Genomic DNA, 24835 nt, shown 5'->3' on the forward strand with positions numbered 1-24835 from the left:
ACTACCCCTGGTTCGGCTCTCGCTGCATCAGTGGCCCGCTTGGCCACCCACACAAGGGGGGAAACACCATGTCGCATCCATTCAACCGTCACCGCTTGGCGCGGCACCTGCAGGCCGCGCTGCTCGGCGTCGGCGCCCTGACCGCAGCGACGCTGCAGGCCGCCGAGCCGGTGTCGCCGGCCGCGGTCGAGGACGTCCGCCAGTACGACATCGCCGCCGGCCCGCTCGCCGAAGTGCTCGGCCGCTTCGCCAGCGCGGCGGGAGTAGCGCTGTCGTTCGACGCGGCGCAGACCGGCGGCCGCCGCTCCGATGGACTGCGCGGCGCCTACTCGGTCGACGCCGGCTTCGCCAGGCTGCTGGAGGGCAGCGGCCTGCGTGCGATCGATGCCGGCGGCAGCTACGTGCTGGAGAAGAGGGTCGATAGCGGCGATGCGCTGGAGCTGGGGGCGACCAGTATCAGTGCCGGCGGCCTGGGCAGCACCACCGAGGGAACCGGCAGCTACACCACGGGCTCGACCAGCACCGCGACCAAGCTGAACCTGTCGCTGCGCGAGACGCCGCAGTCGGTGACCGTGATTACTCGTCAGCGCATGGACGACCAGTCCATGAGAAGCCTGGACGATGTGGTCCAGGCCACCCCAGGTTTGCGGATGGCTGCAGCACGACCGGCGAACAGCGAATACTTTTCCCGTGGCTTCCCCATCGGCAACCTCATGTTCGATGGACTGCCCACCACCTACCACGCCGACTGGGTGGCTGCCGCCGACATGGCGCCCTATGACCGGGTCGAGGTGGTGCGAGGTGCTACCGGTCTGATGCAGGGAGCCGGCAACCCGTCTGCCGCGATCAACATGATTCGCAAGCGCCCGACTCAGGCCTTCCAGGGCAGCCTCACGGGCTCCGTGGGCAGTTGGGACAACTACCGGGGTGAACTCGACCTGAGCGGCCCGCTCGGCGCAAGCGACCGCGTGCGCGGACGCTTCGTCGGGGCCTACAGCGACAAGGACAGCTTTCAGGACTATGCCGGGCGCAGCCGCGATCTGTTCTACGGCATCACCGAAATCGACCTCACCGACGATACGACCCTGACGCTCGGGGCCTCCAACCAGGACGACAAGAACAACATCAACTGGGGTGGATTGCCGGTCAATCCGGATGGCAGCCATGTGGGCTTCTCGCGTGCCAAGACGGTGGGCTACGACTGGAGCTATCAGGATGTCTACAACACCACGGCGTTCGCCGAGCTGGACCAGCGTTTCGCCAATGATTGGCGCCTGCACCTGGGGGCGTCGAAGAGTTGGTCCGACTTCAAGATGACCGGTGCCGTGCTTGAGCACTACGCGACCTATCAGCAGCGTGTGTTCAACCAGCGCCGAGACTATGACCAGTCCACCTACGACATCTACGCCAGCGGCCCCTTCAGCCTGTTCGACCGTACTCACGAGCTGGTGCTTGGCGCCAGCAAGCGCGAGGTGGAGACTGCGGCCAACGGCAGCACCCTCTTCATTCCGGTCGCCGACATCTTCGATTTCGACCCCAGCGGCCTGCCCAAGCCCAATGTTCCCGACAGCTACAGCCTCAGCGAGCACGTCGAGCAGGAAGGTGCCTATCTGACCACACGCCTGAGCGTCGTCGACAGGCTGAAGATCATCCTCGGCGCGCGACTCGACTGGTACGACAACACGTCCGTCTACAACGCCATCAGCGACGGCTATTACACCGACAGTGACTACAAGGTGACCCGCAATGTCACCCGCTATGCCGGGGTGATCTACGACCTCGATGAGCGGCACTCGGTATACGCCAGTTACACCGACATCTTCATGCCGCAGAGCGAGACCGGCCGGGATCGCCAGATCATCCGCCCGATCGAGGGCAAGAACTACGAACTGGGCATAAAAGGCGAATACTTCGGCGGCGCCTTGAACGCCAGCGCCGCACTCTTCCAGATCGACCAGCAGAACCGCGCCGCCGAGCTGGACGACCAGACCGGCTGCGTCGACTTCACCTGCTACGGCGCTTCGGGCAAGGTGCGCGCCCAAGGCATCGATCTGGAACTGATGGGCGCCATCACACCCGACTGGCAGGTCGGCGCGGGCTACACCTTCTCCCAGACCAAGTACCGCAAGGATGCCAACAAGGCGAAGGAAGGCCGGCTGTTCGATACCGACCTGCCGCGCCATCTGTTCAAGCTCAACACCGTCTACACCTTGCCGGGCGAGCTGAGCCGCTGGCGCGTGGGGGCCAATCTGTACGGCCAGAGCAGCATCTTCAACAAGGGCTCGAACTCCACCTTCGGCGCCTACCATATCGAGCAGGACGCCTATCTGCTGGTGGGGCTGATGGCGGGCTTCAAGGTCAGCGAACACCTCGATACTCGCTTGAACGTCAACAACCTCTTCGACAAGAAGTACTACCAGGGGATTGCGAGCAATAGCACCTGGAGCCCGTACGACGTTTATGGCGAACCTCGCAACTTCGTCCTGTCGGCCAAGTACAGCTTCTGATGTGATTCGCGAAGGGGGCGGCGTGTACGCGCACCCGACCCCCTCCACCGCCCACCCCGGTTTCACTGGCGTGGGCGTTCCCCATTCCCAATCCCGCCGCCGCTCATTAGAATTGCGACAAATTCTTATTTGCATCGGTTTCTGGGGGAAGTGGAATGTCCATGGCGCTTGCCGATACGTCATCGCACGAAGGGCTGGACGCGCTCTACCGCGAGCACAACGGCTGGCTGCGTGGCTGGCTGCGCCAGCGCCTGAACAATTCCGCCGATGCCGCCGACCTGGCCCAGGACACCTTCGTCCGTGTGCTGCTGGCGCGTAGCGCCGAGGGCCTGCGCGAGCCGCGCCACTACCTGGCGACCGTGGCCCGGGGCCTGGTCATCGACCTGTACCGTCGCCGCTCGCTGGAGCAGGCCTACCTGGAGGTGCTGGCGACGCAGCCGGAGTGCCACGCGCCGTCCGCCGAGGTGCGCGCGGAAATCCTCGACAGCCTGCTGGCCATCGACCGCCTGCTCGACGGCCTGGGCGCGCGCACCCGCACCATCTTCCTCGCCGTGCAGCTCGACGGCCTGAGCTACGAGAAGGCCGCCGAGCGGACCGGCGTCTCCGTCACCACGGTGCGCAAGCACCTGGCCCGGGCGCTGATGCATTGCCTGCTGCTGGAAGGCGTGTGAAGACCGTCCTCAACGAGGCCGTCGCCTGGTACGTGCGCCTCAACGACAGCGCCGTCACCGAGCTGCAGCGCGCGCACTGGCGCCGCTGGCTGGAGGCCGACCCGAGGCACGCCCAGGCCTGGGCGCGGATCGAGCAGCTCGAACGCCGCTTCGAGCAGGCGCCGCGCGGGGTGACGTCGCGGACCCTGGAGAGCGCCCGCCGCGACCGGCGCGCCGCGATCAAGACCCTGGCGCTGCTGCTCAGCGTCGGTGCGGTCGGCTGGCAGGGCTACCGGGCATCGCCCTGGAGCGCCGACTACGCCACCCGGGTCGGCGAGCGCCGCCGCGTCACCCTGGCCGATGGCAGCCATCTGCACCTGGATACCGACACCCGGGTGGACGTGCGTTTCGACGCGGACCAGCGGCTGATCCGGCTGGGCCAGGGCGAGATCCTGGTGGAGACCGGCCGCGACAGCCGCCCGCTCGACGTGCAGACCGGGGAAGGCCGGATTCTCGCCCGGGACGGCCGTTTCGTGGTGCGGCGCAGCGACGGCCTCAGCCGCGTCACGGTGGAGACGGCGCGGGTTGAGGTGCGCCCGCTGCGGGCCGCCCTGCCGCCCGTGCCGGTGGCGGCGGGCCAGCGGCTGAGCTTCGCCGCCGACGCGGTGGGCGCCCCGCACGCCGCGCCGGTCGACGCCAGCGCCTGGACGCGCGGCATGCTGGTGGCCGTCGACTGGCGCCTGGAGGACTTCCTCGCCGAGCTGTCGCGCTACCGCCACGGCTACCTCGGCTGCGACCGGGAAATCGCCGGCCTGCGCCTGTCCGGCGCCTTCACCCTCGACGATACCGACGCCGTGCTGGCCAACCTCGAGGCGTCCCTGCCGGTGCAGGTGCGCCGCCGCACGCGCTACTGGGTACGCCTGGATCGCCGGGAGCCGGCCACGGGCGCCTGAGCCGGGCTTCGAGAATTTTTTCGGCGCGGGGGTTACAGATTTGCGTGCCTGGTTCGGCTCCACCCCGAACGCTCGAATCCCCCGCCCACAGGAGCCCCGAACAGCATGCCCCCACGCCCGTCGCACCTAGCCCGCCGCCTGCTTCCCTCCACACTCGCCCTCGGTCTGCTGGCGACCGTCGCTACCGGCGCCTGGGCCCAGGCGCTGCACTACGACATCTCCGCCGGCCCACTGGACAGCGCCATCAGCCGCTTCGCCGCCGCCAGCGGGGTGATGATCAGCTTCAGCGCCGAGGATGCCGCCGGCCTGCAGAGCGCCGGCCTGAGCGGCGAGTACGAGCTGGAGCAGGGCTTCGCCCGGCTGCTCCAGGGCAGCGGCCTGCAGGTGCAGCAGATCGGCGACAAGCGCTACGTGCTGGTCCGGGCGCCCCAGGGCGATGCCGTCGAGCTGGGCGCCACCAGCATCGACGCCGTCGGCCTCGGCAGCACCACCGAGGGCAGCGGCTCCTACACCACCGGCAGCATGCAGACGGCCACCCGGCTGTCACTGTCGATCCGCGAGACGCCCCAGGCGGTTACCGTGATGACCCGCCAGCGCATGGACGACCAGGCCATGACCAGCATCACCGACGTGGTGCAGAACACCCCCGGCCTGTTCCTCAGCCATGCCGACGGCCCCGGCCGGCCCTCGTTCAGCGCGCGCGGCTTCGACATCGACAACGTGATGTACGACGGCCTGCCGAGCAGCTACCAGGGCTGGGTGGTGGGCGTGCAGCCCAACCTGGCGATGTTCGACCGGGTGGAGGTGATCCGCGGCGCCACCGGCCTGGTCACCGGCAGCGGCAACCCCTCCGCCGCCATCAACCTGGTGCGCAAGCGCCCGACCCGCGAGGCCCAGGTCAGCCTCACCGGCGGCGCCGGGCGCTGGGACGACTACCGCGGCGAGATAGACGCCTCCAGCCCGCTCAACGCGAGCGGCACCCTGCGCGGCCGCGTGGTGGGCTCCTACCGCGACGCGCACAGCTTCCGCGACGAGGAACAGCACGACCACGGGCTGATCTACGCCATCGGCGAGGCCGACCTGGGCGACAGCACCACCCTGGCCGTCGGCTTCTCCCGCCAGGAGGACCAGACCAACCTGTTCTGGGGCGGCCTGCCGATCGGCATCGACGGCCGCCACATGGACCTGCCCCGCTCCACCTACCCCGGCACCGACTGGGAGAACAAGAAGCAGGAAGTGAACACCCTGTTCGGCGATCTGGAGCACCGCTTCGACAACGACTGGAAGCTGCGCCTGGCCGCCACGGGCTCCTGGCAGGACGGCCTGTTCTCCGGCACCTACGTGCGCCGCGACGCCGCGCTGGACCTGTACCACTCGGCCTACCAGGCACGCTACGACGAGGACCAGAACGCCCTCGACCTGTTCCTCGGTGGCCCGGTCGAGCTGTTCGGGCGCAGCCACGAGGTGGTGGCGGGCGTCAGCCGCCGCGAGTACGACAAGACCACCCACCAGTACCAGGGCGGCGGCCTGATCCCGTTCGGCGCGGCCAAGCCCGACTTCGTCCGCAGCGGCCGCTCGCAGGAAGTCATCACCCAGGAAGGCGCCTACCTGACCACCCGCCTGAGCCTGGCGGACCCGCTGACGCTGATCCTCGGCGGTCGCCTGGACTGGTACGAGTACGACAACCGCAGCGGCGAGGGCGACTACAAGGTGACCCGCAACGTCACCCGCTACACCGGCCTGGTCTACGACCTGGACGCGCACCACTCGCTGTACGCCAGCTACACCGACATCTTCCAGCCGCAGACGCAGAAGGACGTGTCGCTGAAGCTGATCGAGCCGATCGTCGGCAAGAACTACGAGGTCGGCATCAAGGGCGAGTATTTCGACGGCGCGCTGAACGCCAGCCTGGCGCTGTTCCAGATCGACCAGCAGAACCGCGCGGCCATCGATACTTCGGTGGGCATGGTCTGCGAAGGCAGCTTCTGCTACGTCGCCTCGGGCAAGGTGCGCAGCCAGGGCGTGGACATGGAACTGCAGGGCGCCCTGACCGAGGCCTGGCAGATCGGTGCGGGCTACACCTACACCCGCGCCCGCTACCGCCAGGACGCCGACGAGTCCCTGGAAGGCGAGCGTTTCGACAGCGATTCGCCCGAGCACCTGTTCAAGCTGACCACCCTCTACCGCCTCGGCGGCGAACTGGAGCGGTGGCGCGTGGGCGGCAGCGCCTACTGGCAGAGCCGCGTCTACAACGACGTGACCATCCCCGATGGCAGCTACCGCCTCGAACAGGGTGGCTATGCCCTCGTCGACCTGCTGCTCGGCTATCGCGCCACCGAGCAGCTCGACCTGCAGCTGAACGTCAACAACGTCTTCGACCGCCGCTACTACTCGGGCATCGGCTACGACCTCTACTGGGGCTCGACCGATACCTACGGCACGCCGCGCAGCTACCTGCTGACGGCGAAGTACGACTTCTGACCGTCAGGAGCGCCGCTCGATACGGTGACCCACGCCGGAGGTGGAGATCGCCGGCTCCTCGCCGGACCAGTCGAGCTGATGGTCCGCGCCGTTGATCTCCATCTCGACGGCGCTCTCCAGCTTCAGCTGCAGCACCTGCTCGGCGCCGTCGACCTGGACCCGGGCCGGTGGCGTGGCGGCCTTGATGGTGGCCTCGACGCGGTTGTCGCTGGTGTCGACCACCAGCCCGCCGACATGGCCCTTGGCGACTACCTGGTTGTCGATGCCGGAGACGCCGAGGTTCTCCGCGCTGTCCAGGGTCACCCGGTGCTGCGAGCCGTAGACGCTGACCGCGCCGCAGTCGCCCGTCAGCCGGATGTGGTTGCCGTTGCCGGTGATGTTCACGTCGTGGCCGTTGCAGGGCACGTCCCGCGAGATGCCGACGCCGTCCAGTTCCAGCGGCTCGGCGGCGTGGGCAGCGGCGATGTTGAGGGTGGCCAGCAGGCCGATACGGACCATGTGCTTGTGCATGGGAGCGTCCTTATCCAGCGATGAGGGTGCCCGGCGCACCGCAGCGAAGCGGCAACCGGGTGCTGGTGTGACTGGACGTGCCGGGGAAAATTCGTCCCCGGCCGATGCGGAGTCGTCGCTTTGCGACGGAGACCTCAGTCCGGCCGGCCGCCGCGCAGCTCCGCGCCGAGCCATCGCGCCAGGCGCTCGGCGCGCGCGTTGCGACCGCGCCCGGGCACCCACAGGGCCAGGCGCGCGGGCGTCTCGACGAACCCCCAGGGCGCGATCAGGCGGCCGGCCTCCAGGTCGTCCGCCACCAGCTGCTGCGGCGCGATGGCCACGCCGAGGCCGGCGGCGGCGGCTTCCAGCAGGTAGTAGAGGTGCTCGAAGCCCTGACCGTGGCGCAGCAGACGCGGGTCCAGGCCCTGGGCCTGCGCCCACTGCGGCCAGGCCTGGGGCCGCGACGCGGTGTGCAGCAGCGGTTCGCCGAGCAGCGCGGCGACGGGCCGCCCGGCCAGCTCGGCGAAACGGGCGTAGCGTGGGCTGAGCACCGGCCCGATGCATTCCGCGTCGAGTTCGTGGACCTGCATGTCCGCCGGCCAGGGCGGCGTGGCGAAGCACAGGGTGGCGTCCACGCCGGGCCGGCGCGGGTCCAGCTCGCCCTCGCTGGACGACAGTTGCAGGCGCAGCTCCGGCAGCTCGCGGTTGAGCCGGTCCAGGCGCGGGATGAACCAGCGCGCCAGCAGGCTGCCCGGGCAGCCGAGGACGAAGGGCGCGTCGTCCTGGCGCTGGCGCAGCTCGCCGCAGGCCGTGCGCAGGCGCTCGAAGGCATCGGAGGCGGCGTCCCGCAGGCGCACGCCGGCATCGGTGAGTTTCACGCCGCGGCCGTCCTTGTCGAACAGGCTCAGGCCCAGCTGTTCCTCCAGCACCCGGATCTGCCGACTCACCGCACCGTGGGTCACATGCAGCTCGGCCGCCGCCTGGCTGATGCTCTGCAGGCGGGCGGCGGCCTCGAAGGCGCGCAGGGCGTTCAGCGGAGGGAGTTCGCGGCTCATGGATTGGTGAGTTTTCCTGACGTGTCAGGGCAATCTAATCGCTTTTCCCCGGCCCGGCCAGGGGTAGAATGGCGGCCATGTCCTTCTCCCGCCGGGAGAAGGTGGCCGCAGGCCGGATGAGGGTGCCACCCTGCCGAGCCGACCCTCACCCCCGGCCCCTCTCCCAACGGGAGAGGGGAGCAAAGCAGGAGCCCAGTCATGACTTCACTACGCACCGGCCCGGACAGCACCGGCCTGTTCGGCGCCTTCGGCGGACAATACGTCGCCGAAACCCTGATGCCGCTGATCCATGACCTCGCCGCCGAATACGAGAAGGCCAAGGCCGACCCGGAATTCGCCAGGGAACTGGCCTACTTCCAGCGCGACTACGTCGGCCGGCCGAGCCCGCTGTACTTCGCCGAGCGCCTGACCGAGCACTGCGGCGGCGCGAAGATCTACCTCAAGCGCGAGGAGCTGAACCACACCGGCGCGCACAAGATCAACAACTGCATCGGCCAGATCCTGCTGGCCAAGCGCATGGGCAAGAAGCGCATCATCGCCGAGACCGGCGCCGGCATGCACGGCGTGGCCACCGCCACCGTGGCCGCGCGCTTCGGCATGGAATGCGTGATCTTCATGGGCACCACCGACATCGATCGGCAGCAGGCCAACGTGTTCCGCATGAAGCTGCTGGGCGCCACCGTGATCCCGGTCACCGCCGGCACCGGCACCCTCAAGGACGCGATGAACGAGGCGCTGCGCGACTGGGTGACCAACGTCCACAACACCTTCTACCTGATCGGCACCGTGGCCGGCCCGCACCCGTACCCGGCCATGGTCCGCGACTTCCAGGCGGTGATCGGCAAGGAAACCCGCGAGCAACTGCAGGAGAAGGAAGGCCGCCTGCCCGATTCCCTGGTCGCCTGCATCGGCGGCGGCTCCAACGCCATGGGCCTGTTCCACCCGTTCCTCGACGACCAGAGCGTGAAGATCGTCGGCGTGGAAGCCGCCGGCCACGGCATCGAGACCGGCAAGCACGCGGCCAGCCTCAACGGCGGCGTGCCCGGCGTGCTGCACGGCAACCGCACCTTCCTGCTGCAGGACGACGACGGCCAGATCATCGACGCCCACTCCATCTCCGCCGGCCTCGACTACCCGGGCATCGGCCCCGAGCACGCCTGGCTGCACGACATCGGCCGCGTCGAGTACTGCTCGATCACCGACGACGAGGCCCTGGCCGCCTTCCACCAGTGCTGCCGTCTGGAGGGCATCATCCCGGCGCTGGAAAGCTCCCACGCCCTGGCCGAAGCCTTCAAGCGCGCGCCCACCCTGTCCAAGGACCACCTCATGGTGATCAACCTTTCCGGCCGCGGCGACAAGGACATGCAGACCGTCATGCACCACCTCGATCTGTCCAAATCGGAGAACAACTGATGAGCCGTTTGCAGAGCCGATTTGCCGAGCTGAAGCAACAGAACCGCGCCGCCCTGGTCACCTTCGTCACCGGCGGCGACCCGGACTACGACACCTCGCTGGCCATCCTCAAGGGCCTGCCCTCCGCCGGCGCCGACGTGATCGAGCTGGGCATGCCCTTCACCGACCCGATGGCCGACGGCCCGGCCATCCAGCTGGCCAACATCCGCGCCCTGGCCGGCAAGCAGACCCTGGCCAAGACCCTGCAGATGGTTCGCGAATTCCGCGCAGGCGAGCAGAACACCCCGCTGGTGCTGATGGGCTACTTCAACCCCATCCACTATTACGGCGTGGACCGCTTCATCGCCGATGCCAAGGAAGCCGGCGTGGACGGCCTGATCGTGGTCGACCTGCCGCCGGAACATAACCCGGACCTGTGCGAGCCGGCCCAGGCCGCCGGCATCGACTTCATCCGCCTGACCACCCCGACCACCGACGACAAGCGCCTGCCGACCGTGCTCGCCGGCAGCTCGGGCTTCGTCTACTACGTCTCGGTGGCCGGCGTGACCGGCGCCGGCTCCGCCACCCTGGACCATGTGGAAGAGGCCCACGCGCGCCTGCGCCGCCACACCGACCTGCCGGTGTGCATCGGCTTCGGCATCCGCACCCCGGAGCACGCCGCCGACGTGGCGCGCCGCGCCGAGGGCGTGGTGGTGGGCTCGGCCCTGGTCGACCAGATCGCCAAGGCGTCCACGCCGAAGCAGGCCGTCGAAGGCGTGCTCAACCTCTGCGCCCAACTGGCCGAAGGCGTGCGCGGCGCCCGCCGCTGAGGCCGCTGTTTCGCGCAGCCCCGGCGGCTGCGCGAATTCCTCCAAAACTTTCTCCAGCGCTGCCGGTCGCAAGTCAGGCGCGGGCTATACTGGCTCGAAGCCATTGCGGCCCTGGTGATCCAGGCCTGTCATCACGATCCCGTAGGTGCATGGATGCCTTCTTCGTTGCCCGGTCATGGACGTATGCGCAAGAGAGCCGGTATGCGCGAGACCGGGCGCTCGCTCGCCGGCCTGTTCCTGCTGACCGTCGTCCTGACCCTGTTCGGGGTGTTGACGCGGGGCGTCGAGACCCTCTCCCTGTTCTGGCCGGTCAACGCCATCCTGCTCGGGCTGCTGCTGCGCCGGCCGCGGCTGACCCGTCCGGCGGGCTGGGCGGTGCTCTACGCGGGCATGGTTCTCACCGACCTGGCCATGGGCACCGCGTGGCCGGCCGCGCTCTGGCTGAACTTCTGCAACATGGGGCTGATCGGCAGCGGCTGGCTGATCCTGCGGCGGGAGAAGCCGGCGCGCCTGCGCCTCCGGCAGCATGAGGGGCTGCTCTCGCTGTTCGCCGCCAGCAGCGTGGGCGCCGCCGTCGCCGCCACCCTCGCCTGCCTGCCGGCGGACGATCCGCACGAACTCTGGCTGTCCTGGTTCTGCGAGCAGTTCTCCACCACCCTGCTGCTGTTGCCGGTGATGCTGACCGCCCCCCTGCACCTGAAGCGCGGCTGGAGCCGCCCACGCCTGCCCGAGCCGCGGCAGGTGGCGCCGCTGGTCGGCCTGCTGCTGGCGTTGCTGGCCATGGTGGTCATCGGCGGACCGGGCGGCATCGTCTTCCCGGTGCTGCCGATGCTGTGGTGCGCCATGCGTTTCCGCCTGTTCACGGTCGCCATGCTGGGGCTGTTCATCGCCATGCTGGAAATCGTGCTGGTGGCCAGCTACCCCGCCTATTTCGGCGTGTCGGCCGGCGCCACGGGGATCGATACCCTGAACTCGGCGCGCCTGGGCATCGCCGTGCTGGCGCTGGGGCCGCTGATGGTGGCGTCGGCCAGCACCGTGAGCCGCCGCCTGCTGCTGCGCCTGCTCTACCGCAGCGACCGCGACTTCCTGACGGGCATGCTGAACCGCAGCGCCTTCTCGCGGCGCACCGAGGGCCTGCTGGAGCGCCGTCGGCAGCAGGAGGTGCAACACGTGGCCGTGCTGATGCTCGACCTCGACCACTTCAAGTCGATCAACGACCACCATGGCCACGCCACCGGCGACCGGGTGCTGCGCCGGGTCGCCGAACTGCTGCGCCAGCAGCTCCGCCAGGAGGACCTGCTGTGCCGCCTGGGCGGCGAGGAGTTCACCGCGCTGCTGCCCGGCATCTCCATGGACGAGGCCTCGCACATCGCGGAGCGGCTGCGCGGCCAGGTCGAGCAACTGCAGCTGACCACCCAGCACGACGAGCCGCTGCGCGTGACCATCAGCATCGGGGTCGGCCAGCTGGGCGACAGCGCCGACGAACTGGCCCTCGAACACGCCCTGGCCCGTGCCGACGAGGCGCTCTACCGGGCCAAGGCCCAGGGCCGCAACCGGGTGGCGCTGGCGGGCTAGGTTTCCGGCCATCGCCGCTGACCTACCGCCCGGATGCCTGGCCCTTTGCCGTGTGCGTGCCCGATGGCCACTATCGCGCCATGTCTTCCTCGCTCAACAAGGTCTTCGGCCAGGCACTCGACGGCGCCCTCGCGGCGGCCGGCGCCAGCGCGTTCGCTCGGGTCGCGCCGGGCGGCGGCCCCATGCTACGCCGCTACTTCGCCCGGGACGGGCAGCGGCAGATGGAGATCGCGGTCTACCGCGACAAATGGTGGAGCGCCGAAGGCGGCACCCTGCACGCCGACGCCTACTGCCTCGTGGACGACTACCAGCAGGCCCTCGGCGGCGTCGCCCAGGACTGGCTCAAACCCGACTACGCGCAGCCGCTGCACCACTTCCAACTGGTCTTCGACGACCAGGCCCGGCGCTTCTCCATGGCCCTGGGCAGCCCTGCCGACGCCGCCGCGCTGGCCGATGCCTGGCAGGCCTGGCTGAAGCAGGAGGCACTGCCTTGGCTGGAGCGTCTGGGCACGGCCGACGGCGTATTGGACTGGCTGACACGCCGCGGCCTGCACGCCCAGCGTGCGCGTTACCTGCTGCACCTGGGCCGCCCGGAGCAGGCCGTCGGCGCCGTGCGCGACTACCTGCGCACACTGCCGCGCAATATCGAGCAGCCGCTGCGACAGCTGCGTGAGGCCGGCCTGCTGAGCGAACAAAATGAGGCGCTCCTGTTGCGCGCCAGCCTGCAGCACGAGGACCGCTACCGGGAGGCGGTCGAACGTTGGCTGAGCGAAGGCTGAAGGTACCGTCCACCGGAAGCTGACATCACCCCCTGCAACGCCTGACTCATCGAGCGGTACGGCCTTCCGCTGCTACGGCGAGGCGAGCACCCGCAGGCGCACCTGCTGTATCCACTCGCCGGTGTCGCGCTGGAAGTCCAGCATGTGCGGCGAGGCCAGGTGCGCCTGCCGGTGCTTCAGGCTCTGCCATTGCTCCAGCACCACCAGGCCGTCGCCGTCCTGCTGCTGCTCGGGCAGGCCGGCGGCCACGTCGACCAGCGGGCGGTAGGCCAGGCAGCCCACCTCCGCCTGCACCCGCGCCTGGTTGGCCAGCACGGCGTCGAGCACCTGCTGGCGCCGGCCCGGCTGGCAGGCGATTTCCACCACGACATCGATCATCCTGCTTCCTCCTGTGCCCGCGAGCGCGTGGGCGATACCTGTTCGGACAGCTCACCTCGGCGTTCGTCCGGTCCGCGTTCGGCGGCGCGGGTGGGCATTTGCGGCGGATCGCGCCAGACTTCACCGGCGATAGTTGCCGTGGAGTCACGAATGAAGACGACCCTGGACGAGCTGCAGGCCTTCACCCGGGTGGTGGACGGCGGCTCCATCACCGCCGCCGCCGAGCAGCTCGGGCAGACCGCCTCGGGCATCAGCCGGGCACTGGGCCGCCTGGAAGACAAGCTCGAAGTCACCCTGCTGCGCCGCACCACCCGGCGCCTGGAGCTGACCGAGGAAGGCGCGGCCTTTCTCGCCCAGGCCCGGCGCATCCTCGCCGCGGTGGAGGACGCCGAGGAGCAGATGGCCCTGCGCCGCCAGGTGCCGGCCGGGCGCCTGCGGGTCAACGCCGCCTCGCCCTTCATGCTGCATGTGCTGGTGCCGCTGGTGGCGGACTTCCGCGCGTGCTTTCCGCAGATCGAGCTGGAGCTGAACAGCAACGACCAGATCATCGACCTGCTGGAGCAGCGCACCGACCTGGCCATCCGCATCGGCCCGCTGCGCGACTCCAGCCTGCACGCGCGGCCGCTCGGCGCCAGCCGCATCCGCGTGCTGGCCAGCCCGGCCTACCTGGCCGCGCGCGGCACGCCGGCGAGCCCGGCGGACCTGGGCGGCCATGACCTGCTCGGCTTCACCCAGCCGGAGAGCCTCAACACCTGGCCGCTGCGCCACCTGCATGGCGATGGACTGGTCGTCGCGCCGACGCTCAAGGCCTCCAGCGGCGAGACCCTGCGCCAGCTCGCGCTGGCCGGCGCCGGGCTGGTCTGCCTGTCGGACTTCATGACCGACCGCGACCGCGCGGACGGCGCGCTGGTGGAAGTGCTGGCCGAGCACAACGTCGATACCCGCCAGCCGATCAACGCCGTGTACTACCGCAACACCGCGCTGTCGGCGCGGATCGCCTGCTTTCTCGACTACCTGAGCGAACGCCTGGCCGGACAGGGCTGGGTGCGGGGCTGATCCGAGGAATCGGCTAAAGGGGCCCATGCGGAAAGGGTCGGCAGGAATTCCGTCATTCCCGCGCAGGCGGGAATCCATGTGCAACACGCCGCGTCCCTGGGCTCCCGCCTGCGCGGGGGCGACGTGGGGGTGTACAGATTTTCTGGGCGCCGACCGCCTGGCCTTGGCCAAATGAAATTAATTGTGTATTTTTTCATGAAATTACAAATCAAGAATTTCATGAGGCCGCCATGTTCAAGCAATCCGCCCAGCACATCGGAACCTACTACGCCGGCACCTATGGCCAGATTCCCCTGCGCCCGCGCCTGCAGGAGCGGACCGACTGCGACGTGCTGATCGTCGGCGGCGGTTTCAGCTGCCTGCACACCGGGCTGCGCCTGGCGCTCGCCGGCAAAAAGGTGGTGATCCTCGAAGCCAGCCGCATCGCCTGGGCAGCTTCCGGGCGCAACGGCGGCCAGGCCCTGCCGGGCTGGTCCTGCGACATGCCGCCGCTGGAAAAGGCCCTGGGCCTCGAACGCGCCCGCCGGCTGTGGGACAGCATGATCTGGGCCGCCGAGGAAATGCGCGAACTGCCCGAGCGTCATCGCTTCGACATCGACTACCGCACCGGCGCTCTCTACACCGCCGTGCTGCCGCGCCGGGTGCGGCAACTGCAGGAAAGCCTGGACGAGGCTGAGCGCAAGTACGGCTACCAGCGGCTGAGCTTCATCCCCAGGGAGGAACTGCCGGAATGGATCGCCAGCCCGCGCTACCTGGCCGCGCTGCACGATTCCGGCGCCGCCCACCTCAATCCGCTGAAGCTGGCCCAGGGCCTGGCGGGTGCCATCGAGGCCGCCGGCGGCCGGATCTTCGAGCAGACCCGGGCGCTCGACTACCGCGAGACCGATGCCGGCTTCGTTGCCCGCACCGAACAGGGCGAGGTCCGCAGCGACGTGCTGGTGCTGGCCTGCAACGCCTACATCGACCGCCTCGACCCGGAGCTGTCCCGGCGCCTGCTGCCAGTCGGCTCCTACCAAGTCGCCACCGCGCCGCTGGAGCCGGAACTGGCGCGCTCGCTGTTCCCGCGCGGCACCTGCGCCATCGACAACCAGTTCGTGCCGGACTACTTCCGCGTCACCCCGGACAACCGCCTGCTGTTCGGCGGCGGCTGCACCTATCTGGGCGGCATCCCGGCGGACGTGCCGGCGGCCACCCGGCCCTACCTCGAACGGGTCTTCCCGCAGCTGCGCGGGGTGCAGATCGACTACGGCTGGGGCGGCCACATCGACTGCACCATGCACCGCACGCCGGACGTCGGCCGCCAGGGCCACAAGTTCTGGCTGCAGGGCTTCTCCGGCCACGGCATCCTGCCGACCCTGGCCGCCGCCCGCGCGGTGAGCGACGCGATTCTCGGCGACGAACAGCTGCTCGGCCTGTACCAGGGGCTGAGCAACCCGCGCTTCCCCGGCGGCGACCTGCTGGCCGCGCCGATCGAGGCCGTGGGCAAGGCCTGGTACCGTCTGCGCGATGTGATCTGAACTCAACCGGATACGGAATCGGCATGGACAAGCAGGAAGAAATCGAAGGCCTCGCGATCCTGGTGCGCGACCTGCGCAAGCACAAGAACCTCACCCTCAACGAACTGGCCGAGCGCATCGGCCGCTCGGTGGGCTTCCTGTCCCAGGTCGAGCGCGGCCTGTCGCGCCCGACGGTGGCCGACCTCACCGCCATCAGCGAGGCGCTGGGCGTGCCCACCACCTACTTCTACAACCCGGGCCACCCGCGCGCGGTGCGCTGGGTGACCCGCCCCGACGAGCGCCGCACCCTGTACTACGCCGGCGGCATCACCGACGTGCTGGCCTCGCCGGGCATGTCCGGCGGCTTCGCCATGCTGGAAAGTTTTCTCGAGCCCGGCGCCACCAGTGGCGAAGGCCATCTCGACGACAGTTCCGAACAGGGCGGCTTCGTCTTGGAGGGCGAGCTGACCGTGTGGTACGGCGATGACGCCGAGCCGGTCACCCTCGGCCCGCGCGACAGCTTCCAGCTGCCGCCCCACGCCAAGTTCCGCTACGCCAACCTCACCGATTTCCCTACACGAGTACTCTGGGTCTTCACCTGAAATGCGGCCAGAACCTGCTGCGCTCGGCCATGCTGCGTTGAAAGCTGGCCTTCGCTCGCGACGGTTTGATCCGCATTTGACGGGTACCGATGAAAACAAGGACAAGAACATGATCTCGCCATTTCCCGACCTGCTCAGCGAAGTCCGCGCCTTCCGTGCCGCCCATCCCGAGGTGCGCTACGTCGACCTGATCTGCCTGGACCTGCCCGGGCACTTCTACGGCAAGCGCTACCCCCTCGACATGCTGGAGAAGGTCGCCGCCGGCGGCCCGCTCAAGCTGCCGCAGAACTGCGTGCTGCTCGGCGCCCAGGGCGGCCTGCACCCGATCGGCGACTACTGCTTCAACGATGGCGACCCGGACGCGCCGCGCCGGCTGATCCCCGGCACCCTCAAGCCGGTGCGCTGGGAGAACCAGCCGTTGGGCCAGATGCTGATCAGCTCCGACGGTACCGAGGCGCCCATCGAGTTCGAGCCGCGCGAGGTGCTGGCCCGCGTGCTGCGGCGCCTGCAGGCGCGGGGCATCCGTCCGGTGGTGGCGTTCGAGCTGGAGTTCTACCTGTTCGACCGCAAGCTGGAAAACGGCCTGCCGCGCTTCCCCCGCGACCCGCTGACCGACGACGAGGACGACCAGCCGAACATGCACATCGAGCGCCTGTCGCGCTTCTCCGACGTGCTCCACGGCATGGTCGAGGCGGCCCAGGAACAGGGCGTGGACGCCAACGTGATCACCGCCGAGATCGGCCCCGGCCAGTTCGAGATCAACTTCGCCCACTGCGACGACGGCCTGCGCGCCGCCGACCAGGCCGCCCTGTTCTGCCGCAGCACCCGCGGCGTGGCGATGCAGCACGGCTACCGCGCCAGCTTCATGAGCAAGCCCTACCTGGACGCCCCGGGCAGCGGCATGCACGTGCACGTCAGCCTGTACGACGAGACGGGCCGCAACCTGCTCGACGGCGACGGCCAGCGCCCGCTGCGCAACGCCGTGGCCGGCTGCCTGGAGCTGCTGCCGCACTGCATGCCGATCTTCGCCGCCAACCTCAACGCCTACCGCCGCTACGGCTCCCGGGTGAACGCGGCGAGCCAGGCCAGCTGGGGCTTCGAGGACCGCGACGCGTGCATCCGCATCCCCGAGTCGGACGGCCGCAACCTGCGCATCGAACACCGCCTGGCCGGCGCCGACGCCAACCCCTACCTGGTGCTGGCGGCCATCCTCAGCGGCATGGAGCACGGCCTGGACCAGGCGCTGGAGCCGATCCCCTCGCTGAACGAGGACCGCGCCAGCGGCGTGGCCTTCCCCAAGGACATGCTCACCGCGGTGGCGGCCATGGAGTCCCACCCGGTGGTGAAGGACAAGCTGGGCGCCGAGTTCGTGTTCGTCTACTGCGAGAACAAGCGCCACGACCACCTGGACTTCATGAACGAGGTCAGCGCGCGGGAGTACCGCTGGTTCCTGTGACCCGGCGCCCCGGTTGTACACTGGTCGCCTCGCCGGGGCGCCTATTGCTCGTTATTTGACCTTCATCACGTTTTTCGACCTGGCAGCGCAAAATCACCCACTAGACTGCGTGGTAATTGACCAGGGCAAACCTGTGCGAAAGCCAGGGACGCAAAGCCACCGATCTAACGTCTGCAAAGACCATGACCGCGGGGTTGCCAAGCGAGGCGTCGTTCGACGCCCGTTCTGCCATACCTCGCCCGATTGTCTCTTCCGCACGCCACGTCCGGCCCCTGATCAAGCCTGATGCATGGACCGCCCGTAGGGCCTGCTGCGTGGAGAGGTATCGGTGATGAGTCAGCCAGTCGAGAGTCTGTACACCTACGGCTTCGCGCACATGAGCCTGCGCGATCAGGTCGTGTTCAAGTCCATCGTCGGCCTGCTCGGTGGACGCACCCGGGCCCGCTGGCAGCATGTGGAACAGGGCCCGGCGGACCTGCTGGTGGAAGGTGAGGAAGACCTCGGCGCCCCCTCGACCCGCATCGCCCCCTCGCAACTGCTCCTGCATGTCGGCGGCCACCCCACCAGCGAGTGCCTGCAGGTGCACTGGCCCCTGCGTGCCAGCGAAGTGTTCGAGTGCCTGCAGCAGGCGGCGGCGCGCATCGGCCAGCGCCGCGCCCCTGCGGACATGCCCCTGCGCCTGACGCGCTGGCCGACGACCGAACACCTGCGCGGCGATGCGCGCTTCATCCGCCTGGCCACGCTGCTCCTGGGGCGCAGCATGAGCCTGCAGGAACTCGTCGCCCGCTCGGGCGTGGAGCCGGGCACCTGCGAGGCCTTCGTCGCCGCCCTGGCCGGCGCCGACCTGCTGCGCGAGGAGCAGGCTGCCGCCGCGCCCGTGGCCGCGACAACGCCTCTGCCGGGCCTGTTCGCCCGTATCCGTCGTCACCTGGGACTGCACGAGACGGAGCAGAAGCGCGCATGAAGGAGCACAAGATTCTCTTCACCGGCACCATGGGTGCCGGCAAGACCACGGCCATCGCCGCGATCAGCGACATCGCGCCGGTCAGCACCGACGTGCAGAACAACGACCCCGAGCTGGACAAGGCGCGCACCACCGTCGGCCTCGACTACGGCGAGCTGCGCCTGGGCGACGACGAGCGCCTGCGCCTGTACGGCACCCCGGGGCAGGAGCGCTTCGCCTTCATGTGGAAGATCCTCGCCAAGGGCGCCCTCGGCCTGGTGATCCTGATCGACAACACCCGCCCCGCGCCGCTGACGGACCTGAGCACCTATCTGGAGAACTTCGCCGAGCTGATCGCCGCGAGCGCCTGCGTGATCGGCGTCGGCCGCCTGGACACCTGCCCGCAACCCGCGCTCGACGACTACGCCGGCTTTCTCGAACAGCGGGCGCTGTGCTGCCCGGTGGTGGCCGTGGACGTACGCGAGGCGGAGCAGGTGCGCATGCTGCTGGACCTGCTCCTGCTGCAACTCGAATGCCGAGAATACCTGGGAGAGTGAGTGCCGATGGACAAGATGCTGCCGGCCATGCCGGAAAGCCTGCGCCACGATGGCGAGCAGGCGCTGGACGAACTGATGACCGCCCTGGGCGGCCTGAACGCGGCGGTGATCGCCACCAGCGACGGCTTCGAGGTCGCCGCCCGAGCACGCTTCGGCCTGGAGGTGACCAAGCTGGCCGCCATGGCCTGCTCGCTCTCGGCGCTTGGCGCCATGGCCGGCGAGGAAAGCTCGGTGGGCCTTCAGCAGAGCCTGATCATCGAGGCCAGCGAGGGCTACGTCGTGATCATCGATGTGCCGCACCCACGCTTTCCGATGATCCTCAACCTGGTGGCCGAGCGCGAGGAAACGCTCGGCCAGCTGATCTATCAGGCCAAGCGCATGGCAACCCGGCTGGCCGCCTGCAGCTGAACGGATTTTCGCGTCCCGGTGGTCTGCGCAGCCACGGGCGTCATACACCGCGCGCACTGAGGGAGTAATAGAGATGGCCGCAATTCAACAATCGCTGGAAGAACTGCTGACCCTGGATGGTGCCATGGCGTCGGCCCTGGTGGACGCCAACAGCGGCATGCTGATGGGGCAGGCGGGGGCGGGCGTGGATCTGGAGCTGGCCGCGGCGGGCAATACCGAGGTCGTACGCGCCAAGATCAAGACCATGAAATCCCTGGACCTGAACGACGTGATCGAGGACATGCTGATCACGCTGGGCAAGCAGTACCACATCATCCGCCCGATCGTGAAACACGAGGGCGTCTTCCTCTACTACGTGCTGGACAAGGTCAAGGCCAACCTGGCCCTGGCCCGGCGCAAGCTGCAGGACGTGGAGAGCAAGCTGGCGATCTGAGCCTGCGCTCCCCGCGCAGAAAAAAGCCCGGCTCCAGGCCGGGCTCTCTGTGCAACGCAGTCACTGCGCACCGGCACGGGTTTGTGTGCGGGGTTGCACTCTTGGCTGGGCGCGAGACAACTGCGGCAATGGAACGCTTAGACTTCGCGCTCGGCCGCAATCATGCTGTGCCGCCAATCCTTCTCGAGAGTAATGCTGGATGCTATCCACTCTTCTGCGCCGTTGGCCGCATGGAGCCCTGCTGGCCTTGTTGTTCGTGGTTTCGCTGGCTACGCGCTTTGCGTTCTTCGGCTATCCCGACTCGGCGGTGATCGACGAGGTCTATTTCGCTCAGTATCTGTCGGCCTATTTCACCGGGGAGTTCTATTTCGATACCCATCCGCCGCTGGGGCGCCTGCTGGTGGCGGGGTTCGTCGGCCTGTTCGATTTCCAGCCGGTGGCCTTGTCGACGCCCTGGAACATCCAGTACCAGGGCCATGACTACCTGCTGCTGCGCTTTCTCCCCGGCCTGGTCGGCAGCCTGCTGCCGCTGCTGGGCTATGGACTGGCCTGGAAGCTGTTCAGCCGGCGACGCCTGGCGCTGCTCTGCGCCGGCCTGCTGATCCTCGACAACGCGTTGCTGGTGCAGTCGCGCTTCCTGTTCTTCGACGTGTTCCTGCTCGCCGCCGGTTTCGCATCGCTGCTGTGCTACCTGTACTACCGCGAGTCGCGTCGCCCGGGCTGGTTGCTGGCGAGCGGGCTTCTGGCCGGCGCGGCGGTATCGGTCAAATGGGTGGCACTGACCTTCGTGGTGCTGCCGATCCTGCTCGACTACCTCGCCTTCATGCTGGGCGAGCGTCGCTTGCGGGACGTGGCGAAGACCGCCCTGTTCATGCTGGCGGGGGCTTCGCTGGTCTACCTGCTGACCTTCGCCGTGCATCTGCAGCTATTGCCGGGTGCCGGCAACAGCGCCGGTTACGTATCCGCCGAGTTTCAGAAGACGCTGGAGGGTTCACCCTACGCCGGGCGCGAGGACATCCAGCCGTTGTCCTGGATGGGGCGCTTCCTGGAGCTGAACAAGGTGATGTTCGAGGCCAACCAGCGCATGAGCGATCACCCCTATGCCAGCCGCTGGTATCAGTGGCCGCTCAACGAGAAGCCCCTGGGATACTGGCGCCAGGGCAATCTCGACATCGTCCTGGCCGGCAACGACCTGTTGTGGTGGAGCGCCTCGCTGGCCATGGCCGGGCTGGCGCTGGCGATCCTGCTGCGACCGACGCTGTGGCGCGATCGGCGCTGGCCGCCGTTGTTGCTCGGCTATCTGATCAACTGGCTGCCGTTCATGCTGATTGGCCGGGTGATGTTCATCCACCATTACCTGTCGGCACTGATTTTCAGCGTGCTGGCACTGTGCGGCCTGTTCCTCTGCTGGCCGCGCCTGGAGCGCCATGCCCTGTGGCTGCTGCTGCCGATGGCGGCGGGTTTCCTCTGGCAGGCGCCACTCAGCTACGGGTTGGCGCCCTGGTAATCGGCCCCACGGCACCGGAGCGCATCACTGCGCCGCCTGCATGCTCCTGGCGCGCTCGGCCTGCTTGTGCTGCTTGTAGGCCAGCGCCGCCGGGGCGACCTTGGTGACCTGGCCGGTTTCCAGCCAGCGCTTGAGGCGGTTGGCGTCGGCCATGTGGGTGTACTTGCCGAAGGCGTCCAGCACCACGAAGGCCACCGGCTTGCCGGCCATCTGGGTGCGCATCACCAGGCAGTGGCCGGCGGCGTTGGTGAAGCCGGTCTTGGTCAACTGGATGCTCCAGTTGTCCTTGTGCACCAGGCTGTTGGTATTGCGGAAGCCCAGGCTGTAGCGCGGCTTGGCGAACTGCTGGACGTGCTCGCGGGTGCTGCTGAACTGGCCGATCAGTGGGTACTGGCCGGAGGCCTTGACCAGCTTCACCAGGTCGTTGGCGGTGGAGACGTTCTTCTCCGACAGGCCGGTCGGCTCGCGGTAGCGGGTGTGGGTCATGCCCAGGGCGCGGGCCTTGGCATTCATCGCCGCGACGAACGCCGGCACGCCGCCCGGGTAGTGGTGGGCCAGGCTGGCGGCGGCGCGGTTCTCCGAACTCATCAGGGTCAGCAGGAGCATGTCGCGGCGGCTCAACTGGCTGCCGACGCGCACGCGGGAATAGACGCCACGCATCTCCGCCACGTCCTGGATGACGATGGGCAGCTGCTCGTCCAGGGACGACTTGGCGTCCAGCACCACCATGGCGGTCATCAGCTTGGTCACCGAGGCGATGGGCACCTGCAGGTCGGGGTTGCTGGAGTAGAGAATCTGGTTGGTCTTGAGGTCGACCAGCAGGGCGCTGCCGGAGGCGAGTTCCTGGGTCTGTGGCGTAGCCGCCTGGCTGGCGGGGGCGATGAGGGTCAGACAGGCCAGCAGGAGGCCGGCGAGAGAAGAGGTCTTTTTCACGAGTAGAGTCCGCACCGATTGAAAGATGCCTGGGCGCTCCCTGCCGGCGAATGGGCGGAGTATATGTGTGCGGCGGTTCTCAGGCGAGCGCGCGGGCCAGACGGCTCAGTCTTCCCATTCCCGGCCGGCCAGTTCCAGCAGGGTGCTGGCCTGTTCCGGGCCGTTGCTGCCGGCCGGATAGGGGCGCGGGTCCTGGTAATTGTCCTGCCAGCCCTTGATGATCGGATCGACCCAGGCCCAGGCGGCCTCGACCTCGTCGCGGCGCATGAACAGGGTGGAGTCGCCCTCGATCACGTCCAGCAGCAGGCGCTCGTAGGCGTCCCAGCGGCGCTTCTGCGGGAATACCCGGGCCAGGTTCAGGTCCAGTTCCATGGGGGTCAGGCGCATGCCCTTGCCGGGGCTCTTGCCCATCAGTTGCAGGGTGATGCGCTCCTCCGGCTGCAGGCTGATGACCAGGCGGTTGGCCTGGCTTCCGTCGAACAGGCGGTGCGGCACCGGCTTGAACTGGATGACGATCTCCGAGCGCTTCTTCGCCATGCGCTTGCCGGTGCGCAGGTAGAAGGGCACGCCGGCCCAGCGCCAGTTGTCGATCTCCGCCTGCAGGGCGACGAAGGTCTCGGTGTCGCTGTCGTTGTCGACGTGCTTCTCGAAGTAGTAGGCCGGCACTTCCTGGCCGCCGATCTTGCCGGCCACGTACTGGCCGCGCACGGTCTTGTCGTGCACGTCGAGGCCGGCGATGGGCTTGAGCGCCTCGAGGATCTTCACCTTCTCGTTGCGCACCGACTCGGCATCGAAGCGCACCGGCGCCTCCATCGCCACCAGGCAGAGCAGCTGCAGCAGGTGGTTCTGCACCATGTCGCGCATGGCGCCGGCGTGGTCGTAGTAGGCGCCGCGGTTCTCGACACCGAGGGTCTCGTTGACGCTGATCTGCACGTGGTCGATGTGCCCGGCGCGCCAGATCGGCTCGAACAGGGCATTGGCGAAGCGCAGTGCCATCAGGTTCTGCACCGTCTCCTTGCCCAGGTAGTGGTCGATGCGGAATACCTGGGCCTCGCTGAACACCGCACCGATGGCGGCGTTGATCTCGCGGGCGGACTCCAGCGAGCGGCCGATCGGCTTCTCCAGCACGATGCGCGTGTCGCTGCCGGCCAGCCCGGCGATGGCCAGGTTTTCGGCGATGGATTCGAACAGGTCGGGGGCGGTGGCCAGGTAGTAGATGCGCCCGCGCTGGCAGGCGCTGGTGCCGAGGAACTTGCCGAGCCGGCCGAATTCGGCGGTGTGCGACAGGTCCATGGCGAAGTAGTCGAGGCGCGCGGCGAAGCTCGCCCAGGTGTCGTTGTCGAAGTCGCTGCGCGCCACCTGGGCGCGCACCCGGCGCTCGGCCAGGGACTGGTATTCGGCGCGGTTCAGCACATTGCGCGCCACCGCCAGGATGCGCATCTCCGGGTTCAGACGGCCATCGCGGTGCAGGTGGTAGAGCGCCGGCAGCAGCTTGTGCAGGGCCAGGTCGCCGGTGCCGCCAAACACCAGCATGTCGCAAGAGCTGTTCAACGGAGGGCCTCCAGCCGGTTTGCCTGTGCGGGATGGGCGTTCTTGTAGTATAACTACAAGGTCACTACAACCCGATCATAACAGGCCGGGTGAAACCGCAGCGAGCCGGCTGGCCGTCGCACGGCGGTTTCCACCGGGCTGCCAACAGAGCCCTGCCCGTGAATCTTCTGCAGCATATCGCCCAGTCCCGTCACATGCTCCGCAAGTCCGAACTGAAGGTCGCCGATCACGTCCTGCAGGACCCTTCCGCGGTGATGCACAGCTCCATGGCCGATCTGGCCCACGAAGTGGGCATCAGCGAGCCGACCATCGTCCGCTTCTGCCGCGCCATCGGCTGCAGCGGTTTTCAGGACCTCAAGCTGAAGCTGGCGCAGAGCCTGGCGGCCGGGGCCAGCTTCGGCCAGTTCGCCATCAACGAGAACGACTCGGTGGCGGACTTCAGCCTGAAGATCTTCGACACCACGCTGCACACCCTGATGGAGGTGCGCGAGCGTCTCGATCCGCGCGAGCTGGAGCGTGCCGTCAACGCCATCGCCAACGCCCAGCGCATCGAGTTCTACGGCTTCGGCGCGTCCGGCGCGGTGGCCGCCGACGCCCAGCACAAGTTCTTCCGCCTGCTGCTGACCGCCGCCGCCTACTCGGACCCGCACATGCAGGCGATGAGCGCGGTGACGCTGAAGCCCAGCGACGTGGCCATCTGCATCTCCCAGTCCGGCCGCTCCAAGGACCTGCTGATCACCGCCAACCTGGTGCGCGAGTCCGGCGCCACGCTGATCACCCTGTGCCCGAGCCAGACCCCGCTGG

The 24835-nt window shown here is 68.4% G+C and carries 23 protein-coding genes and 1 riboswitch; of the genes, 18 read left to right on the plus strand and 5 right to left on the minus strand.

Annotated features, from left to right (window positions below):
* Positions 1–68 precede the first annotated feature (68 nt).
* From N5D30_RS22800 to N5D30_RS22815, 4 genes are all read left to right on the plus strand, one after another.
* Positions 69–2507, plus strand: a complete 2439-nt coding sequence (locus N5D30_RS22800) for a TonB-dependent siderophore receptor (protein WP_279910809.1) — start codon at positions 69–71, stop codon at positions 2505–2507.
* A 155-nt stretch (positions 2508–2662) separates the two neighbouring features.
* On the plus strand, positions 2663–3178 hold the full coding sequence (locus N5D30_RS22805; protein ID WP_279910810.1) for a sigma-70 family RNA polymerase sigma factor: 516 nt from the start codon (positions 2663–2665) through the stop codon (positions 3176–3178).
* Positions 3175–4110 (plus strand): FecR domain-containing protein, encoded by a 936-nt coding sequence (locus N5D30_RS22810; protein ID WP_279910811.1) that lies wholly within the window; start codon positions 3175–3177, stop codon positions 4108–4110. The genes N5D30_RS22805 and N5D30_RS22810 overlap by 4 nt, the downstream gene beginning before the upstream one ends.
* A gap of 105 nt (positions 4111–4215) precedes the next feature.
* The gene (locus N5D30_RS22815; protein WP_279910812.1) at positions 4216–6591 is read left to right on the plus strand and encodes a TonB-dependent siderophore receptor; all 2376 of its coding nucleotides are present in this window, start codon (positions 4216–4218) and stop codon (positions 6589–6591) included.
* A 3-nt stretch (positions 6592–6594) separates the two neighbouring features.
* On the opposite strand, the gene N5D30_RS22820 is transcribed toward N5D30_RS22815, so the two are convergent.
* Together N5D30_RS22820 and N5D30_RS22825 are read right to left on the minus strand one after the other, a co-directional pair.
* Complete coding sequence (locus tag N5D30_RS22820) at positions 6595–7101, minus strand: DUF3060 domain-containing protein (RefSeq protein ID WP_279910813.1); 507 nt, start codon at positions 7099–7101, stop codon at positions 6595–6597.
* Between the two features lie 134 nt (positions 7102–7235).
* On the minus strand, positions 7236–8135 hold the full coding sequence (locus N5D30_RS22825) for a LysR family transcriptional regulator (RefSeq protein ID WP_220812676.1): 900 nt from the start codon (positions 8133–8135) through the stop codon (positions 7236–7238).
* Between the two features lie 198 nt (positions 8136–8333).
* Between N5D30_RS22825 and trpB the strand changes: the two genes are divergently transcribed.
* The 4 genes from trpB (at position 8334) to N5D30_RS22845 (ending at position 12711) form a co-directional block, all read left to right on the plus strand.
* Positions 8334–9548: a tryptophan synthase subunit beta gene (gene trpB, locus N5D30_RS22830; RefSeq protein WP_279910814.1), complete on the plus strand. Its 1215-nt coding sequence runs from the start codon at positions 8334–8336 to the stop codon at positions 9546–9548.
* Entirely contained in the window at positions 9548–10357 is an 810-nt protein-coding gene (gene trpA, locus N5D30_RS22835; RefSeq protein ID WP_279910815.1) for a tryptophan synthase subunit alpha, read from the plus strand. Before trpB ends, trpA begins: the two co-directional genes overlap by 1 nt.
* A 201-nt stretch (positions 10358–10558) precedes the next feature.
* Complete coding sequence (locus N5D30_RS22840; RefSeq protein ID WP_279910816.1) at positions 10559–11932, plus strand: diguanylate cyclase; 1374 nt, start codon at positions 10559–10561, stop codon at positions 11930–11932.
* Positions 11933–12012: 80 nt separating this feature from the next.
* On the plus strand, positions 12013–12711 hold the full coding sequence (locus tag N5D30_RS22845) for a hypothetical protein (RefSeq protein WP_279910817.1): 699 nt from the start codon (positions 12013–12015) through the stop codon (positions 12709–12711).
* Between the two features lie 72 nt (positions 12712–12783).
* Here the strand turns inward: N5D30_RS22845 and N5D30_RS22850 are convergent, their stop codons facing one another.
* Complete coding sequence (locus tag N5D30_RS22850; protein ID WP_279910818.1) at positions 12784–13089, minus strand: antibiotic biosynthesis monooxygenase; 306 nt, start codon at positions 13087–13089, stop codon at positions 12784–12786.
* Positions 13090–13239: 150 nt separating this feature from the next.
* On the opposite strand from N5D30_RS22850, the gene N5D30_RS22855 reads away from it, so the two are divergent.
* From N5D30_RS22855 to N5D30_RS22895, 9 genes are all read left to right on the plus strand, one after another.
* On the plus strand, positions 13240–14145 hold the full coding sequence (locus tag N5D30_RS22855) for a LysR family transcriptional regulator (RefSeq protein WP_279910820.1): 906 nt from the start codon (positions 13240–13242) through the stop codon (positions 14143–14145).
* A gap of 230 nt (positions 14146–14375) precedes the next feature.
* Positions 14376–15662: an FAD-binding oxidoreductase gene (locus N5D30_RS22860; RefSeq protein ID WP_279910821.1), complete on the plus strand. Its 1287-nt coding sequence runs from the start codon at positions 14376–14378 to the stop codon at positions 15660–15662.
* A 23-nt stretch (positions 15663–15685) separates the two neighbouring features.
* Positions 15686–16243 (plus strand): XRE family transcriptional regulator, encoded by a 558-nt coding sequence (locus N5D30_RS22865; RefSeq protein WP_279910823.1) that lies wholly within the window; start codon positions 15686–15688, stop codon positions 16241–16243.
* Positions 16244–16352: 109 nt separating this feature from the next.
* Complete coding sequence (locus N5D30_RS22870) at positions 16353–17699, plus strand: glutamine synthetase family protein (RefSeq protein ID WP_279910824.1); 1347 nt, start codon at positions 16353–16355, stop codon at positions 17697–17699.
* Positions 17700–17813: 114 nt separating this feature from the next.
* Positions 17814–17901, plus strand: a riboswitch (cyclic di-GMP riboswitch).
* A gap of 129 nt (positions 17902–18030) precedes the next feature.
* On the plus strand, positions 18031–18663 hold the full coding sequence (locus N5D30_RS22875) for a hypothetical protein (protein ID WP_279910825.1): 633 nt from the start codon (positions 18031–18033) through the stop codon (positions 18661–18663).
* Entirely contained in the window at positions 18660–19199 is a 540-nt protein-coding gene (locus N5D30_RS22880; protein WP_279910826.1) for an ATP/GTP-binding protein, read from the plus strand. Before N5D30_RS22875 ends, N5D30_RS22880 begins: the two co-directional genes overlap by 4 nt.
* 6 nt (positions 19200–19205) lie before the next feature.
* Positions 19206–19607, plus strand: a complete 402-nt coding sequence (locus N5D30_RS22885) for a hypothetical protein (protein ID WP_279910827.1) — start codon at positions 19206–19208, stop codon at positions 19605–19607.
* Between the two features lie 73 nt (positions 19608–19680).
* Positions 19681–20040, plus strand: a complete 360-nt coding sequence (locus N5D30_RS22890) for a hypothetical protein (RefSeq protein ID WP_279904132.1) — start codon at positions 19681–19683, stop codon at positions 20038–20040.
* A 256-nt stretch (positions 20041–20296) separates the two neighbouring features.
* Positions 20297–21547: a phospholipid carrier-dependent glycosyltransferase gene (locus tag N5D30_RS22895; protein WP_279910831.1), complete on the plus strand. Its 1251-nt coding sequence runs from the start codon at positions 20297–20299 to the stop codon at positions 21545–21547.
* 24 nt (positions 21548–21571) lie between these two features.
* Here the strand turns inward: N5D30_RS22895 and pbpG are convergent, their stop codons facing one another.
* Positions 21572–22480 (minus strand): D-alanyl-D-alanine endopeptidase, encoded by a 909-nt coding sequence (gene pbpG, locus N5D30_RS22900; RefSeq protein ID WP_279910828.1) that lies wholly within the window; start codon positions 22478–22480, stop codon positions 21572–21574.
* A gap of 105 nt (positions 22481–22585) precedes the next feature.
* The gene (gene zwf, locus N5D30_RS22905) at positions 22586–24013 is read right to left on the minus strand and encodes a glucose-6-phosphate dehydrogenase (protein ID WP_220812721.1); all 1428 of its coding nucleotides are present in this window, start codon (positions 24011–24013) and stop codon (positions 22586–22588) included.
* 176 nt (positions 24014–24189) lie between these two features.
* On the opposite strand from zwf, the gene N5D30_RS22910 reads away from it, so the two are divergent.
* Positions 24190–24835, plus strand: a 646-nt coding sequence (locus N5D30_RS22910; protein ID WP_279910829.1) for an SIS domain-containing protein, incomplete at its 3' end; no start/stop codon positions are given.

Origin of the sequence: Pseudomonas sp. GD03875 (genome assembly GCF_029840585.1) — a bacterium.
Lineage (GTDB): Bacteria > Pseudomonadota > Gammaproteobacteria > Pseudomonadales > Pseudomonadaceae > Aquipseudomonas > Aquipseudomonas paralcaligenes.

What these genes read in the sequence shown, in the direction of transcription:
- N5D30_RS22885 (WP_279910827.1), top strand. Translation starts at nt 19,206, where the DNA reads ATGGACAAGATGCTGCCGGCCATGCCGGAAAGCCTGCGCCACGATGGC.
- trpB (WP_279910814.1), top strand. Translation starts at nt 8,334, where the DNA reads ATGACTTCACTACGCACCGGCCCGGACAGCACCGGCCTGTTCGGCGCC.
- N5D30_RS22890 (WP_279904132.1), top strand. Translation starts at nt 19,681, where the DNA reads ATGGCCGCAATTCAACAATCGCTGGAAGAACTGCTGACCCTGGATGGT.
- N5D30_RS22860 (WP_279910821.1), top strand. Translation starts at nt 14,376, where the DNA reads ATGTTCAAGCAATCCGCCCAGCACATCGGAACCTACTACGCCGGCACC.
- N5D30_RS22865 (WP_279910823.1), top strand. Translation starts at nt 15,686, where the DNA reads ATGGACAAGCAGGAAGAAATCGAAGGCCTCGCGATCCTGGTGCGCGAC.
- N5D30_RS22805 (WP_279910810.1), top strand. Translation starts at nt 2,663, where the DNA reads ATGTCCATGGCGCTTGCCGATACGTCATCGCACGAAGGGCTGGACGCG.
- N5D30_RS22875 (WP_279910825.1), top strand. Translation starts at nt 18,031, where the DNA reads ATGAGTCAGCCAGTCGAGAGTCTGTACACCTACGGCTTCGCGCACATG.
- N5D30_RS22820 (WP_279910813.1), bottom strand. Translation starts at nt 7,101, where the DNA reads ATGCACAAGCACATGGTCCGTATCGGCCTGCTGGCCACCCTCAACATC.
- N5D30_RS22880 (WP_279910826.1), top strand. Translation starts at nt 18,660, where the DNA reads ATGAAGGAGCACAAGATTCTCTTCACCGGCACCATGGGTGCCGGCAAG.
- N5D30_RS22845 (WP_279910817.1), top strand. Translation starts at nt 12,013, where the DNA reads ATGTCTTCCTCGCTCAACAAGGTCTTCGGCCAGGCACTCGACGGCGCC.
- N5D30_RS22825 (WP_220812676.1), bottom strand. Translation starts at nt 8,135, where the DNA reads ATGAGCCGCGAACTCCCTCCGCTGAACGCCCTGCGCGCCTTCGAGGCC.
- trpA (WP_279910815.1), top strand. Translation starts at nt 9,548, where the DNA reads ATGAGCCGTTTGCAGAGCCGATTTGCCGAGCTGAAGCAACAGAACCGC.
- N5D30_RS22855 (WP_279910820.1), top strand. Translation starts at nt 13,240, where the DNA reads ATGAAGACGACCCTGGACGAGCTGCAGGCCTTCACCCGGGTGGTGGAC.
- N5D30_RS22840 (WP_279910816.1), top strand. Translation starts at nt 10,559, where the DNA reads ATGCGCGAGACCGGGCGCTCGCTCGCCGGCCTGTTCCTGCTGACCGTC.
- zwf (WP_220812721.1), bottom strand. Translation starts at nt 24,013, where the DNA reads ATGCTGGTGTTTGGCGGCACCGGCGACCTGGCCCTGCACAAGCTGCTG.
- N5D30_RS22850 (WP_279910818.1), bottom strand. Translation starts at nt 13,089, where the DNA reads ATGATCGATGTCGTGGTGGAAATCGCCTGCCAGCCGGGCCGGCGCCAG.
- N5D30_RS22800 (WP_279910809.1), top strand. Translation starts at nt 69, where the DNA reads ATGTCGCATCCATTCAACCGTCACCGCTTGGCGCGGCACCTGCAGGCC.
- N5D30_RS22815 (WP_279910812.1), top strand. Translation starts at nt 4,216, where the DNA reads ATGCCCCCACGCCCGTCGCACCTAGCCCGCCGCCTGCTTCCCTCCACA.
- N5D30_RS22870 (WP_279910824.1), top strand. Translation starts at nt 16,353, where the DNA reads ATGATCTCGCCATTTCCCGACCTGCTCAGCGAAGTCCGCGCCTTCCGT.